Origin of the sequence: Providencia sp. M-27 (assembly GCF_011077905.1) — a bacterium.
GTDB lineage: Bacteria > Pseudomonadota > Gammaproteobacteria > Enterobacterales > Enterobacteriaceae > Providencia > Providencia huaxiensis.
Window position 1 is genome coordinate 1 of record NZ_JAALBT010000025.1, and the last position, 14,327, is coordinate 14,327.

The window sequence follows — 14,327 nt, forward strand, 5'->3', positions numbered from 1 at the left end:
CAGAGGAACTCAACTACGGGGTCGATCTATCAACCATCTGATAATGGTATCAGGTTGGTGGGGTAAAGGTGCCCCATCAACCATTAAATCCGTATACCCAGCGAATATAAATATCCATATGTTTACTGTGGGTTTGATAATGATTTTCATTAACAGTAAAATAACTATAATAGATAGTAATTCACAAGGTGCGAAGTTACGCAAGTGTTTACCCTATGAGCCTTGTGGTAAAAATGAGAAACATAGCGGTATTTACGTCACTGGAGACAATAATATGAGTTATACATTACCTGCTTTACCTTATGCTTATGATGCATTGGAACCACACTTTGACAAGCAAACCATGGAAATCCACCATACTAAGCATCATCAAACCTATGTGACTAACACCAATACAGCGTTAGAAAAACTGCCTGAATTAGCGGGTTTAGATATCGATGTTCTGATCCAAAAATTAGACCAAATCCCTGCTGATCAACGTACGTTTGTCCGTAATAACGCGGGTGGACATTCAAATCACAGCATGTTCTGGAAAGGTTTGAAATTAAATACTGAATTAAAAGGCGAACTGAAAGCTGCGATTGAACGTGATTTCGGTAGCGTTGATGCATTTAAAGAATTGTTTGAAAAAGCCGCTGCAACCCGTTTCGGTTCTGGCTGGGCGTGGCTGGTTCTGAAAGATGACGGTAAATTAGCTGTTGTTTCAACAGCGAACCAAGACAATCCATTAATGGGTGAGGCTATTTCAGGTGCATCTGGTTACCCAATCATCGGTTTAGATGTATGGGAACACGCTTATTATCTGAAATTCCAAAACCGCCGCCCTGATTATATTAAAGCATTCTGGTCAGTTGTGAACTGGGATGAAGCTGCGGCACGTTTCGCAGCAAAAGCTAAATAATTTTATAAAATAATTTATTTACCATAAGCGTAGCGTTAATGCTGCGCTTTTTTATTTATACCCCACCCGATTGTTATCTCTATTGGCATTCTTTATGATGAAGGTTTCGTCACCTATTTATGTGGAGAGTGCCGCCCATGTTATTCCTTCCCCAAGTCTTTATCGGTAAAGTCCAAGCAACCCAGTCCTGTGGGCACAGCGCTATTCATAAGCAAGCTGCCGATGGGTTATTGATGTTAGGGCAATTAGGGCTTGAGGGGGATGAACAAGCTGAAAAACGCTTTCATGGCGGGCCTGATAGAGCTCTTTGCCATTATCCACGTGACCATTATGACTTTTGGGCTAGTGCGTATCCAGATTTAGCGGATTTATTTATTGCCTCCGCATTTGGAGAAAATATATCAACGCTGGGTATGACAGAAGAAAACGTATTTATTGGGGATATTTTTGCTTGGGGTGATGCGCGCATTCAGGTCACGCAACCTCGTTCCCCTTGTTATAAGCTCAATGGGTTAACAGGAATTGAAAATTTTGCACAGATGATGCAAGACAATGGGCGCTGTGGTTGGCTGTACCGTGTCATTAAAACGGGCAATGTTAGTGAAAATGCGCCATTAACATTATTGAGCCGCAATAGTGATATCTCGGTACAAGAAGCCATTATGATTGCATTTCACGCCCCTTATGATGAAGAGTTATATCAGCGCCTTTTAAGCGCAGCAGGGTTATCTGCAAGTTGGAGCTTAACCATGCAAAACCGTTTAGATAACCACCGAATTGAAGAGTTTAAGCACCGTCTGTTTGGTAAGCGTTAATCACCAGTGAAAAGCCATTGTGCGCTTATAGCAAAGGGAGTATTTAGCCATAAGCGCTTGCTAGCAATATAACGTGCGATACTAAGAATGCCTATGTCTTAGGCGTTTGTTGTATAAACTGTTGGTACCACGGGATATTCGCTATTAATTCGGGATGTGTCCCCTGAGCGATCACGTTCCCGTTCTCCATATACACAATAGAGTCTGCTTGGCGTGCAAGATTGGGCTGGTGGGTGACGATGACCCGTGTTTGCTGTTTGGCTTGAGTTATAAGGTCAATCACTGAGGCGGTATTGACGTTATCAAGGCTTGCCGTTGGTTCATCCATTAAAATGATGTCAGGGTGCTGTAGTATTAGCCTCGCAATACACAGTCGTTGCCTTTGGCCGCCAGAAAGTTGCATACCACCGGCACCAACCTCTTTCTCTAAGAACTCATGATTGGCTGTAAAATTAAGTTGTGTCAGTAATGTGCTGATAGCTCGGTCATCAATATTATCATCATCAAGTATCAAGTTTTGGCGTACGCTACCGTAAAATAAACGGCTGTCTTGTAATAAGATCCCCCGGCTAGCGCACAACACTGCTTGTGATAGGGTTTTAATATTTTGACTACCATAATTCACACAGCCCTGTGTTGGGTCTTGTAAGCGAGCAAGCAAGCCTAATAATGTACTTTTCCCTGCTCCTGATGGGCCTACAATGACGGTAAGCGTATGTTCCTTAAAAGTAAGGTTTATATTTTGCAGAATGCATTTTTTATTATCACTGTAAAATGATAATTGTTCACAGCTAACGCTATTGATGGTGGGCGCTGATGTACGATAAGGAAACACCAACACTGGAGTCTGCAAGGCTTTCTCGATTTGTTGAACTGCTTTTTTCATCTGCCTAATTGATTGGTCTAAATGAGAAAGCAGCCACATAGGTTCAATTAAGCGAGCTAATAAAACTAACCCTGCTAGCCACATGTTTAGTGGCATCTTTGCATGATCAACTAAATAAATACCGAATCCAAAGAGCGTAATAAACGCAGTTTGCACCATCAATGAAAATAATAAGTGAAATGGCAAACTTCTTCGTTGTAGCTGTTTTTGAGTTTGATATTGGGACGCTAAGGCAAGTTTAGGGTGCAGTTGCTCATGGTGAGCGCTTGAGCGACGAATTAATGGCTGGTGGAGGGCATATTGATTGAGTGCACTCACTGCTTGTTGTTCTGACTCATGAACGGCTTGCTCAAAAAAAGCAACTTTAGTGGCGGAAAAACGTAAGGATATTAATAAGATACTGATTATAAATAGTAAAATGGCACCAAAACTACTTTGATAAATTAAAGCACCAATCACGATAGTGCAGGGTGTTACTAACCCACTGATAATTGGGTGTAATAAATGTGCGGGCACAGACATAACTTGTGAAACAGGCCCTGAAATTAGCTGATTACTGTTTGATATGGGTTGTAATGAAAGCGGCAGATGGCGAATAAGTGCCGTGGCAAGATAACGCATCACTAATCCCCCAGCAAAATAGCCTTTTTGAGTGGCGATAAATGTTACGGCTAATGCAGATAAACTAGAAAGAGCGAAAAGCGTTAATGGTACTGTGGTATGAAGGTGCCAATCTAAAATAACAACAAATAAAAATAACCCGCTAACGCCCTCTAAAACAGCACTTAGCGTCATCCAAAATATGGCATTACGTACTGTGTACAATAAACGCTTAAGCACAGTCATCCTCCAGAGCGCGTAAAAGTTGCTGATAGGGTTCTGACTGCATTGAAAGTTGTTGATGCGAGCCTTGTGCGATTAATTTCCCGCTGTCTAACAGCAATACGCGATCTACTAGACCCAATCCACTTAAGTCATGGGTAATTAATACACAGGTTCGTGGCTCGGTATGCAATAAATTCAGAACCCGTTGTGCATTTTGTGGGTCAAGTGCGGATGTTGGCTCATCAAGCAGTAATAAAGGCGCTGGTGATAGCAGCGCACGTGCAATGGCAAGGCGTTGAGCTTCCCCACCGGATAGCTGCATATCTTGTCCTATTACGGCATCCAGTCCTTTAGGTTGTTGTTTCAAAAGCGATAATAAGTTGAGAGCATCAAGATAACGGTACATTTCATCTTCAGTGGCTTTTGGGGCAAACAACTGTAGATTTTCACGAACAGAACAAGGTAAGGGCGGGGTGTTTTGCATGACGATGGAAACCGTACGGTTCAAACTGGTTAATGATAGCTGTGGTAATGGAACCGAGTTAAAGAGCACATTTCCTGCTGTTGGGTCTAAAAAGCGCGCCATAAGCTGTAATAAAGTACTCTTCCCCGCACCTGATGCCCCGACAATAGCGATAAATTCGTTGGGAGCAATGGTGATATTAATATTCGATAATATTGGGTTATTACCTATTTTAACGTCAACTTGAACAAGTTTGAGCTCACCTTGGGACGTACTAACGTCCTTTTCTCCGTAATGCATATCTGGTTCAGCGAGAAGTTGGTGAATACGTTCTGATGCACTGACAGCAAGGTTTAAGGCGTCTGCGCCATGCCCCATTGCTGCAACAGGTGCAGCGATACTGCTAATTAATAGAATGAATAAAATCACTTGAGCAAGAGGCACGGGCTCAGGTAGTAATGAAACCCCTACAATAACCCATAATGAAAGCAATGTGCTGCTGATACCGACTTGGGTCAGTGAGCTCAAGGCGCCTATTTTGCTTATCCATCGATGAAAGGCGATTTCAAATTGAGATAAAGCTTGTGATGCTTTTTTTTGAATTGATTGGTTGGGGTATTGCCTAGCTTGTAGCGGGTTATCTGCGAGTTCCGCGTATTGTTCATATAGTAAGCCCATTGCCTGGTTACGTGAGGTGTAGAGTGCCTGATAGCGTACAGAACGCATTTGTCTAAATAAAAAAATAGAGGCAATTAATGGCATTAAGCAAAAAAGGGTGAGCAGTACATTTTGCCATAATAGAATAAGAGTGGCTGCTGTGGGGACGATAATTAGTTTTGTGATATCTGCGGGGGCGTGAGCGGTTAATTGATGCAACCCACGCACATCACGATCCGCTATTTGCAATAAACCATCTCTACCGTGTTGGGTAAAGTGATTTAGTGGGAGTTTTTCTATTTTATCAATAAGTTGTAGTCTAACGTGGTAGCAGAGGTGGTTATCCGTTTGATGTGTTAAATACAAAGCAAGAGTTTGGCAAATTAGCCAACTTACACCACCAATGGACGCAATAACGACCCACTCATAATATTGATGAACGGGTGCGGCAGCAACTTGGCTAATTGCTATTAATGGAATGAGTGAACAGAGGCCTGCAATAGCTTGTAAAATAAGTGCAAATAATAATGTGAAGCGATAGGGACAAAGTTGTTCCCAAAGTGCGCGGTACATGCGAAACCTCCATTGCGAATCCATCACTTTAATTTATTTCGCTTTGTTATCGTGAATTAGTTGTTTTGCTTGCCAGACTATTTGTTTTGTTTGCAGGCTTTAATTGGCCGTATTCATTTTTAAAGCGCTTTTTTGGGGTTTTTAGTAAGATGGTGATATTGCGATTGGGAATGTTAAGGGGCGTGAGATGCAATATGATTTAAACGATCTCTACTATTTTGTGAAAGTTGTCGAATATGGTGGTTTTTCACAAGCGGGTCTGGCGCTAGGGATCCCTAAGTCTAAATTAAGTCGTCGCATCGCAGAATTAGAACAAAAGTTAAATGTTTCATTGATTTATCGTTCTACTCGCCAGTTTCATGTCACAGAAGTAGGGCAAGTATTTTATCAGCAGTGTAAAAATGTGGTTGATGAAGCTGAAATTGCTCATGAATTGATATGTTCTGTTCAGTCTCACCCTAAAGGGATAATTAAATTATCGTGCCCCGTCGCGCTATTGCAAGTTTATCTCAATGAATTACTTGTTAATTTTATGGTGCAATATCCTGATATCGACATTCAAATTTTAGCAGTTAACCGACCTGTTGATGTGATCAGTGAAGGGTTAGATTTAGCTATTCGCGTGCGCTCATTGCCATTGGATGATTCAGGCTTAATGATGAAGGTACTTGGGTATTCACGACGTATATTAGTGGCTAGCCCACAATTATTCACAGAGCGGGGTGAACTTACTGAACCAGAAAAGCTGGTGGATTACCCAATGTTAGCGAATACGGAGCACTCACAAAATTACACGTTAACCCTTAAAAATAATGATGATCTTAGTTTTACGCAGCATTTTACCCCCAAGTTAGCGACAACCGATATCTTAACGTTATACCATGCGGCACTGAAAGGTGTCGGGATAGCAAGGCTGCCTTATGGTGTGGTAGAAAAAGACATTGGGTCAGGGAGTCTGGTAGAGGTATTACCGAAATGGCAGTTTCCTGAAGATATCATTCATGCTGTATACCCATCACGCAAAGGGTTGTTGCCATCAATTCAATTACTCTTGAATTATTTGGCAGATAATATTTCACCGTCAGTGAAATAAATTTCCCCGATAGCGCATTAGGCTATCAGGGAAATATTCGTCATTTATTGTGTTTCAGGAATGCGCCCAAATTTCCCACTGTTGAAATCATTTATGGCTTCATTGATTTCTTGAACAGTATTCATCACAAAAGGGCCGTAGCCAACAACTGGCTCGTCAATGGGATCGCCACTGAGCAGCAGTACTAATGCGTCTTCCGTAGCTTCCAACAGAATATTACTGTCTGTATCGTCGAGGATCATCAACTCGCCTTCGTTTAAAGCGGAACGACCATCAACAAACATTGAGCCGCGTAACATGACTAAACCAACATGGCGCCCCGCTTTGGTTGGGATACCCACAGTTTTACCTTTGTTCAGCTGTAAATCCCATACATCTAATGGGCTAAAAGTTTTTGCTGCACCTCTATTGCCCAAATAGTCACCAGCGATCACTCGCAATGTACCTGCATCATTGGGTAATGCAACTTTTGGTATGCTTTGGCTTTCTAACAACTGGTAGCCGGGGGCCGCTGATTTGTCTTTTGCTGGCAAATTGACCCACAGTTGCACCATATCAAGTGTGCCACCTTTTTTCATGAAGGTATCAGACTGATACTCTTGATGCAAAATACCGGATGCCGCAGTCATCCACTGAACATCACCAGGGCCTATCACACCGCCTTCACCCGTAGAGTCATGGTGAGCCACTTCGCCATCATACACAATCGTGACTGTTTCAAACCCACGGTGTGGGTGCTCACCAACGCCTCTGTTTGCTGAATTTGAGCTTGGGAAATCAAAAGGCCCCGCTCTGTCGAGTAAAATAAACGGATTAAGGTATTTCCCATGATCGTTATAGCTAAACATTGAACGGACAGGGAAGCCGTCTCCTACCCAATGGCTGCGAGGAGATTGATAGATACCAATAATTTTTTTCATGGTTTTGCTCCTAAATTGTTTTGATGACTGAATAATAAAGGAGCTAATAATGAGGGGGTAGTGGCAAAAATAGGTTTCATTGTTGCAGTAATAGAACAATAGAATAAGCACTGATAATTCTATTTATAGAACAGTGTTTATCAAAAACTGGACTACTCAGCCTTAAATCGATGAATTAATCTAAATAACACAAAAACGGAGCGGCTATCGTTCTATTTTTAAATCAAATATAGGTTTCATATTTTATCGATTGAGAGGTTTCATCATGAGTAGTCCAGCTAATTTTAATGGTCAACGTCCTGCTATTAACCCAGAAGATGCGGTGATGTTATTAATCGATCATCAGAGTGGTTTATTTCAAACTGTAGGTGATATGCCAATGACGGAATTGCGTGCTCGCGCCGCTGTTCTGGCTAAAATGGCATCTCTTGCAAAAATTCCCGTAATAACAACGGCTTCTGTACCTCAAGGCCCAAACGGTCCGTTGATCCCAGAAATTCATCAAAATGCACCACATGCACAATATATTGCACGCCGCGGTGAAATTAATGCATGGGATAACCCAGAGTTTGTGGCGGCCGTGAAAGCAACAGGTAAAAAACAACTGATTATTGCTGGAACGATTACCAGTGTTTGTATGGCGTTCCCTGCGATTAGTGCGGTGATGGATGGCTACCAAGTATTTGTGGTGATTGATGCATCAGGGACTTACAGCAAAATGGCGCAAGAAATTACCTTGGCTCGAGTTGTTCAAGCGGGTGTGGTGCCGATGGATACTGCTGCGGTTGCTTCAGAATTACAAGGGACTTGGAACCGTGAAGATGCAGCTGAATGGGCAATGGCTTACACGCAAATCTTCCCTGCCTATCAATTATTAATTGAAAGCTACAGCAAAGCACAAGAAGTTCTGAAAAATAATGAGCAATTAGATTCAGAGCGTTAATTAAAGAAATACTCACGATATTTAACTCACGAAATGAAATAAGGCTGCCTTTATCACGAATAAGGGCAGTTTATTTGCACTTAAAGTTTAAGGAACGTACATGAAAAAGCTAGCTTTACCTTTATTGGCATCTTTATTTGTTTTTGGAACCGCTCAGGCGGCTGACTATAAATTAGACCCAACACATACGAAAGCGGTGTTCTATATTGACCATTTTAATACTTCAACCAATAGCGGTGGATTTCATAATATTACGGGCGATATGACTTATTCTCTGGAAAAACAAACAGGTAGCGTGAATGTTATCATCCCTGCGGAAACATTAAATACAGGTTTACCTGCATTCGACAATCATATCAAAAGTGCAGATATGTTAGATGTTGCCAAGTACCCAACGATTGAATTTAAGTCGTCTAAATGGAATTTCGTTGATAACAAGCCTGTTTCTATTGACGGTGTACTGACAATGAAAGGCGAATCACACCCTATTCAATTAAAAACAACAAAGTTTGGTTGTTACTTCAGCCCAATTTTTAAAGCGGATGTTTGTGGTGGTGATTTTGAAGCAACTATTGATCGTACACAGTGGGGTATCGATTTCTTAGTGAAAGATGGTATGACTCAGAATGTCACTATCAAGATCCAGGCAGAAGCCATTAAACAATAATTTGTGGTAATAAGTACAAGAAAGTAAAGGATTAATCATGTTGAATTTCAAAAAAAATACCGTTGTGACATCAACACTATTAGCTGTTGCTTTAACATTAGGGACGGCTCAAGCTGCTGAATATAAAGCGAGCGATAAAGAAGGCCCAATTAAAATTGTCAATTTGGATGAGCTAGAAAGCCAAGTGGCAAAAAATATGGAAAAAGGCGCTTTTGGCTACATCCGTGGTGGTGCTGAAGATGAGCTGAATTTAAATAAAAATACGCAGCATTTTGATAAAAAATACATTATGCCACGTGTGATGCAAGGTATTGAAATTTCAGATATTGATTTATCAACTGATTTTTTAGGTATTAAACTTAAAACACCGATTATTCAGGCGCCGATGGCGGCTCAAGGTCTCGCTCATAAAGAGGGTGAAATAGCGACTGCAAAAGGTATGGCTAAAGCAGGTTCTATTTTTTCTCTCAGTACTTATGGCAATAAAACTATTGAAGAAGTTGCGGAAGTTTCGGGAAATAACCCATTCTTTTTTCAGCTGTATATGAGTAAAAACGAGGCTTTCAATGAATTTACGTTGAAACGGGCTAAAGAAAGTGGTGCTAAAGCGATCATTTTGACGGTGGACTCACCTGTTGGTGGATATCGTGAAGATGATATTCGTAATAATTTTCAGTTTCCGTTAGGTTTTGCCAATTTAGAACTATTTGCTCAGCAAAATAGCGATGGCTCGAAAACAGGTAAAGGTGCTGGGATCAGTGAAATTTATGCGCAAGCGAAACAAGCATTTACGCCAGCAGATATTCAATATGTGAAAAAATTGTCAGGTTTACCGGTTATTGTCAAAGGTATTCAATCACCTGAAGATGCTGATGTTGTGATAAAAGCTGGCGCGGATGCTATTTGGGTGTCTAATCATGGTGGTCGTCAATTAGACAGTGGTCCTGCATCTTTTGATGTGTTGCCGTCAATTGCAAAAGTAGTGAATAAACGTGTTCCTATTGTTTTTGACAGTGGTGTACGCCGTGGTTCACATGTATTTAAAGCTTTAGCGAGTGGTGCTGATGTTGTGGCTGTAGGCCGTCCTATTCTTTATGGATTAAATTTAGGTGGTGCAGAAGGGGTTAATTCTGTCATTCAGCAATTAAATAAAGAATTATCTATCAATATGATGTTAGGTGGTGCGAAAAATATTGAAGGTGTAAAAGCAACTCAGTTATATACCGACAAAGATTTTCAATAATTAAAGTTAAACTCATTGGTTAATGAAAAACGGGAAAAATATCCCGTTTTTTTGTTATAAGCAAAAGCGAAGACTAAGCTGTGAATCCACCATCAATATTTAAATTTGCTCCCGTGATATAAGCAGCAGCAGGGCTAGCTAAGTACAATACAAAATCAGCAATTTTATCAGCACTAGCGTAGCGTTTTAAGGCCATTATTTGTTTCAGACTCTCTGCAAACTCGCCTTGTTCTGGGTTCATATCTGTATTTACGGGGCCTGGCTGAACGTTATTGACCGTTATCCCTCTTGAAGCCACATCTCTAGCCATGCCTTTTGTTAAGCCAATGATGGCTGATTTACTCATCGCGTAGGCAGACCCGCCTTCAAATGGCACTCGCTCTGAGTTGACACTGCCAATGTGAATTATTCGTCCATTATCATTCATAACCGTTAATGCGGATTGGCTGGCAATAAATAAGCTGCGTACATTTAGGGAATAGGAACGATCAAATGACTCTAGAGAGAGGGTTTCTACTGAACCAAATTCAAGAATACCAATACTGTTAATTAAAATATCAATAGATCCAAACTTATCAAATGACTGTTTGATTGCTGCTGTAATTTCATACTCATTAGCACTATTGGCTTTGATAGCCATGACTTTACCGGGAAATTGCGCTGTTTCAGTGATCAATAATTTTGCATTTTCATCTGATGAGGCATAGGTGAAAGTAACATTGGCCCCGTCTCTGGCGAGTTTTTTCACAATAGCCGCACCAATACCACGTGAGCCGCCTTGAACAATAGCATGTTTGTTTTTGAATAACATAGGGTGCCCTTATTATTAATTAAATAATTTAAAATCAATAGATAAGGTATTTAATAGATAAAGATGGGGGGACTCCAGATAGAAAAATAGAAGGAGTTTGTGAAAAAAATTGATTATGTATTAATGGAAGCGCTCACCTATTGATGAGTGAGCGCTTTTTATTTGGCTAGCGTTGTGGGCGTTTAACAAAACCAATTGCTTCGTAAACTTTATCTAGGGTTTCTTGTGCACGTGCAGCTGCTTTCGTTGCGCCTTCATCCATAATTTGATTGAGCAACGCTTCATCATTACGGAATTCATGATAACGAGTTTGCAGTGTGGTCAACATACCGGAAACGGCTTCAGCCACAGCGCCTTTAAGATGACCGTACATTTGCCCTTCAAATTCTGTTTCAAGTTCTGCAATTTTTTTGCCAGTCACGCCTGACATAATGTCTAATAAATTAGAAACACCTGGCTTATTTTCTAAATCATAACGAATACGCGGTGGCTCTTCGGAGTCAGTTATTGCGCGTTTGATTTTTTTCACGACAGATTTCGGGTCTTCTAATAAGGCGATAACGTTGTTACGGTTATCATCGGACTTAGACATTTTCTTGGTCGGATCTTGTAATGCCATAACACGAGCACCACCACCAGTTGGAATGAATGGATCGGGTACTGTGAAAATATCACCATAAATGGCATTGAAGCGTTGAGCAATATCTCGGCTCAATTCAAGATGCTGTTTCTGGTCAATACCAACAGGCACTTGATTTGTTTGATAAATTAAAATATCCGCAGCCATTAATACTGGGTAGTCAAATAGGCCGGCATTGATATTTTCTGCATGGCGCGCTGATTTATCTTTAAATTGAGTCATACGGCTCAATTCACCGAAATAGGTGTAGCAGTTAAGCGCCCAGCTCAATTGGGCATGTTGCGGCACATGTGACTGTACAAAAATGGTACTTTTTTTCGGGTCAATGCCACAGGCTAAATAAAGCGCGAGTGTATCGAGAGTTCTTTTACGCAGTTCGATAGGGTCTTGGCGAACGGTAATTGCGTGCTGGTCAACGATACAGTAAATGCAATCGTAGTCATCTTGCATTTGTACCCACTGACGTAATGCACCCATATAGTTACCGATGGTTAATTCACCGGAAGGCTGTGCGCCGCTGAATACGATTGGTTTTTGGGGGTGCTTTAAATTTTCAGTGGGAGTGCTCATTTAGTTATGTCCTTGCTTATTTTATTTCAGATAACCCAATTGCAGGTAATAAATCAGAAAAATGTGTTAATACACAGTTCGGTTCACTCAGTGCAATAGATTCACCATAGTTATAACCGTAGGTCAGACCGACACACGGGCATTCAGCGTTTTTCGCTGCAATAATATCATTACGAGAATCGCCGACAAAAAGCAATTCTTCTTTACGTAAACCGAATGTTCCCATCGTTAAGTAGAGGGGAGCGGGATGTGGTTTCAAAGCTTTGACGTCATCGCTACCCAAGACAAGAGAAAAGTAGTGTTCAATACCTAATTTCTTCAAGAGCGGTGCAATAAATGGTGTGGCCTTATTGGTCACAATGCCCATTGGGAGGCCATATTTTGCTAGTTGCTCTAAGGTTTCTTTCACTTCAGGGAATAGTTCGCTGCCAGTTGTGACAGAAATGGCATAGAATTTATCGAAGCTAGCTCGCGCAGCTTTTTGTAACTCAGGTGTTATTTGGGTACCAGCCCAAGAAAGTGCACGTTCAACTAAAACATCCACGCCATTACCAACCCAAATAGAGACACGCTCTTTACCTGCGGGTGAAAAGCCAAGTTCTTTTAGCATGTTGTCGATGGCTTCAGCTAAGCCATCTGCGCTGTCTACAAGAGTGCCGTCTAAATCGAAAGCTATTGCTTTGATATTCTCTAATACCATGTCAGTCATTGAGATACCTTTTGTAATTCGCTACGCATTGCATCAATGACGGTTTTATAGTCTGGTTGATCGAAGATTGCGGAACCTGCAACAAAAGTATCGGCACCTGCTGCTGCAATTTCGGCAATATTATTAACTTTAACCCCGCCATCGACTTCCAAACGGATATCATAGCCACTTTCATCAATGAGTTTACGGACTTGGCGCAATTTATTGAGAGTTTGTGGGATAAAGGATTGGCCACCAAAGCCTGGATTGACGGACATTAGCAGGATCATGTCAACTTTATCCATGACATAATCAAGGTAGCTTAGTGGAGTTGCTGGATTAAATACTAGCCCTGCAGTACAGCCATTTTCGCGAATTAATTGTAATGAGCGATCAACATGTTCACTGGCCTCTGGGTGGAAACTGATATGAGTTGCCCCTGCTTTAGCGAAGTCTGGGATGATTCTATCGACCGGTTTGACCATTAAATGAACATCGATGGGGGCGGTAATTCCATAGTCTCGCAGCGCTTTACAGATAGGCGCCCCAAACGTCAAGTTGGGCACGTAATGGTTATCCATAACGTCAAAATGCACGATATCGGCACCAGCGGCCAGAACTTTGGCAGTATCTTCGCCTAAACGGGCAAAGTCAGCAGATAAAATAGATGGGGCAATGAGAAAGTTTTTCATAATTGTCTCCGATTATTAATCGTTATCTGAGAGCCATTCAGCACTAGGTACAGGGCGCTGCATTTTTTTCTTATCCGTTTGTCTAGGAGAAAGGCTATTAGGTATACCCGGATATAATGCCAGTAACTCATTAACTTTTGTCCGGTTTAATATATTTCTACTAATGGTGCGACGTACTTTTACAATATGTAACTGAGCTTGATAATACCACTCTCTTGTCATCGGGGTATCATGATTTGAGATCAAGACAGGGATTTTGCTTTCTGTTGATAATTTTTGTGCCAAAATAGCTAAGTTTTGTTGTTCAAGCGAATTAAAGGAATTCGTGTGGTACGCCGTAAAATTAGCTGTATCTGATAAAGGTGCGTAAGGAGGGTCACAGTAGACAACAGCCCCCTCTTTTGCATTGAGCAACGTTTCACCATAATGCTGAGTTATAAATGTCGCATTTTGTGATTTTTCAGCAAACCACAGTAATTCTTCTTTCGGGAAATAGGGTTTTTTATAGCGGCCGAAGGGAACGTTAAATTCACCACGAGAATTATAGCGGCATAACCCATTATAGCAGTGGCGGTTTAAGTATAAAAAAAGGACACTGCGTTTCTCAGTATCGGTCGATTGGTTAAAGGCTTCACGCATTAAATAATATTGTTCGGAAGTATTATATTCAGGTGTGAAGATTTGCTGGGCTTCTTCAATGAAAGCATCAGTATTATCTTTAACTGTATTATAGAGGTTGATGAGGTCACTGTTAATATCTGCCAGTATGTAGGAATCGTAACTGGTGTTTAAAAACACTGACCCCGCACCAACAAAAGGTTCAATTAAGCAATCACCTTGTGGAAGGTGTTTTTTGATTTCTTCCACAAGGGGGTATTTACCCCCAGCCCATTTTAAAAAAGCGCGTTTTTTTTTCATGCCGTCTTATTATTACAATCGT

The 14,327-nt window shown here is 41.1% G+C and carries 14 protein-coding genes; 6 read left to right on the plus strand and 8 right to left on the minus strand.

Features of this window, described 5'->3' with window-relative positions; genetic code table 11:
- Positions 1-274: 274 nt before the first annotated feature.
- Together sodA and yiiM are read left to right on the plus strand one after the other, a co-directional pair.
- On the plus strand, positions 275-901 hold the full coding sequence (sodA, locus tag G6Q48_RS20330) for a superoxide dismutase [Mn] (protein WP_102140159.1): 627 nt from the start codon (positions 275-277) through the stop codon (positions 899-901).
- Between the two features lie 137 nt (positions 902-1,038).
- Complete coding sequence (gene yiiM, locus G6Q48_RS20335) at positions 1,039-1,716, plus strand: 6-hydroxyaminopurine reductase (RefSeq protein WP_102140126.1); 678 nt, start codon at positions 1,039-1,041, stop codon at positions 1,714-1,716.
- A 91-nt stretch (positions 1,717-1,807) separates the two neighbouring features.
- On the opposite strand, the gene G6Q48_RS20340 is transcribed toward yiiM, so the two are convergent.
- Positions 1,808-3,442, minus strand: coding sequence for an ATP-binding cassette domain-containing protein (locus tag G6Q48_RS20340; RefSeq protein ID WP_166268234.1), 1,635 nt, complete (start codon positions 3,440-3,442; stop codon positions 1,808-1,810).
- Positions 3,435-5,120: an ABC transporter ATP-binding protein gene (locus G6Q48_RS20345; protein WP_166268237.1), complete on the minus strand. Its 1,686-nt coding sequence runs from the start codon at positions 5,118-5,120 to the stop codon at positions 3,435-3,437. The genes G6Q48_RS20340 and G6Q48_RS20345 overlap by 8 nt, the downstream gene beginning before the upstream one ends.
- 187 nt (positions 5,121-5,307) lie before the next feature.
- On the opposite strand from G6Q48_RS20345, the gene G6Q48_RS20350 reads away from it, so the two are divergent.
- Positions 5,308-6,213 carry a LysR substrate-binding domain-containing protein gene (locus tag G6Q48_RS20350; RefSeq protein WP_166268239.1) on the plus strand — a complete coding sequence of 302 codons (906 nt, stop codon included), beginning with the start codon at positions 5,308-5,310 and terminating at the stop codon, positions 6,211-6,213.
- Positions 6,214-6,257: 44 nt separating this feature from the next.
- Here G6Q48_RS20350 and G6Q48_RS20355 read toward each other — a convergent pair whose 3' ends face one another.
- On the minus strand, positions 6,258-7,133 hold the full coding sequence (locus G6Q48_RS20355) for a pirin family protein (RefSeq protein ID WP_166268241.1): 876 nt from the start codon (positions 7,131-7,133) through the stop codon (positions 6,258-6,260).
- A gap of 265 nt (positions 7,134-7,398) precedes the next feature.
- Between G6Q48_RS20355 and G6Q48_RS20360 the strand changes: the two genes are divergently transcribed.
- The 3 genes from G6Q48_RS20360 (at position 7,399) to G6Q48_RS20370 (ending at position 9,986) form a co-directional block, all read left to right on the plus strand.
- Complete coding sequence (locus tag G6Q48_RS20360) at positions 7,399-8,076, plus strand: hydrolase (RefSeq protein ID WP_102140131.1); 678 nt, start codon at positions 7,399-7,401, stop codon at positions 8,074-8,076.
- Positions 8,077-8,176: 100 nt separating this feature from the next.
- Positions 8,177-8,743: a YceI family protein gene (locus tag G6Q48_RS20365; RefSeq protein ID WP_102140132.1), complete on the plus strand. Its 567-nt coding sequence runs from the start codon at positions 8,177-8,179 to the stop codon at positions 8,741-8,743.
- Positions 8,744-8,780: 37 nt separating this feature from the next.
- Positions 8,781-9,986: a lactate oxidase gene (locus G6Q48_RS20370; protein WP_102140133.1), complete on the plus strand. Its 1,206-nt coding sequence runs from the start codon at positions 8,781-8,783 to the stop codon at positions 9,984-9,986.
- 73 nt (positions 9,987-10,059) lie between these two features.
- Here the strand turns inward: G6Q48_RS20370 and G6Q48_RS20375 are convergent, their stop codons facing one another.
- The 5 genes from G6Q48_RS20375 to dam all read right to left on the minus strand — a co-directional run bounded on the left by G6Q48_RS20375 (position 10,060) and on the right by dam (position 14,305).
- Complete coding sequence (locus G6Q48_RS20375; protein WP_166268243.1) at positions 10,060-10,797, minus strand: 3-oxoacyl-ACP reductase family protein; 738 nt, start codon at positions 10,795-10,797, stop codon at positions 10,060-10,062.
- Positions 10,798-10,963: 166 nt separating this feature from the next.
- Positions 10,964-12,007, minus strand: coding sequence for a tryptophan--tRNA ligase (gene trpS, locus G6Q48_RS20380; RefSeq protein ID WP_166268245.1), 1,044 nt, complete (start codon positions 12,005-12,007; stop codon positions 10,964-10,966).
- Positions 12,008-12,023: 16 nt separating this feature from the next.
- A complete protein-coding gene (locus G6Q48_RS20385; protein ID WP_166268247.1) occupies positions 12,024-12,716 on the minus strand; it encodes a phosphoglycolate phosphatase in 693 nt (230 codons plus the stop codon).
- The gene (rpe, locus tag G6Q48_RS20390; RefSeq protein WP_102140137.1) at positions 12,713-13,387 is read right to left on the minus strand and encodes a ribulose-phosphate 3-epimerase; all 675 of its coding nucleotides are present in this window, start codon (positions 13,385-13,387) and stop codon (positions 12,713-12,715) included. The genes G6Q48_RS20385 and rpe overlap by 4 nt, the downstream gene beginning before the upstream one ends.
- A gap of 15 nt (positions 13,388-13,402) precedes the next feature.
- A complete protein-coding gene (dam, locus tag G6Q48_RS20395; protein WP_102140138.1) occupies positions 13,403-14,305 on the minus strand; it encodes an adenine-specific DNA-methyltransferase in 903 nt (300 codons plus the stop codon).
- Positions 14,306-14,327 lie beyond the last annotated feature (22 nt).

Excerpts from the sequence above, each read along its gene's own strand:
- yiiM (WP_102140126.1), top strand. The coding sequence starts at position 1,039 with ATGTTATTCCTTCCCCAAGTCTTTATCGGTAAAGTCCAAGCAACCCAG.
- sodA (WP_102140159.1), top strand. The coding sequence starts at position 275 with ATGAGTTATACATTACCTGCTTTACCTTATGCTTATGATGCATTGGAA.
- G6Q48_RS20350 (WP_166268239.1), top strand. The coding sequence starts at position 5,308 with ATGCAATATGATTTAAACGATCTCTACTATTTTGTGAAAGTTGTCGAA.
- G6Q48_RS20385 (WP_166268247.1), bottom strand. The coding sequence starts at position 12,716 with ATGACTGACATGGTATTAGAGAATATCAAAGCAATAGCTTTCGATTTA.
- G6Q48_RS20370 (WP_102140133.1), top strand. The coding sequence starts at position 8,781 with ATGTTGAATTTCAAAAAAAATACCGTTGTGACATCAACACTATTAGCT.
- dam (WP_102140138.1), bottom strand. The coding sequence starts at position 14,305 with ATGAAAAAAAAACGCGCTTTTTTAAAATGGGCTGGGGGTAAATACCCC.
- G6Q48_RS20360 (WP_102140131.1), top strand. The coding sequence starts at position 7,399 with ATGAGTAGTCCAGCTAATTTTAATGGTCAACGTCCTGCTATTAACCCA.
- G6Q48_RS20375 (WP_166268243.1), bottom strand. The coding sequence starts at position 10,797 with ATGTTATTCAAAAACAAACATGCTATTGTTCAAGGCGGCTCACGTGGT.
- G6Q48_RS20345 (WP_166268237.1), bottom strand. The coding sequence starts at position 5,120 with ATGTACCGCGCACTTTGGGAACAACTTTGTCCCTATCGCTTCACATTA.
- rpe (WP_102140137.1), bottom strand. The coding sequence starts at position 13,387 with ATGAAAAACTTTCTCATTGCCCCATCTATTTTATCTGCTGACTTTGCC.
- G6Q48_RS20365 (WP_102140132.1), top strand. The coding sequence starts at position 8,177 with ATGAAAAAGCTAGCTTTACCTTTATTGGCATCTTTATTTGTTTTTGGA.
- G6Q48_RS20355 (WP_166268241.1), bottom strand. The coding sequence starts at position 7,133 with ATGAAAAAAATTATTGGTATCTATCAATCTCCTCGCAGCCATTGGGTA.
- trpS (WP_166268245.1), bottom strand. The coding sequence starts at position 12,007 with ATGAGCACTCCCACTGAAAATTTAAAGCACCCCCAAAAACCAATCGTA.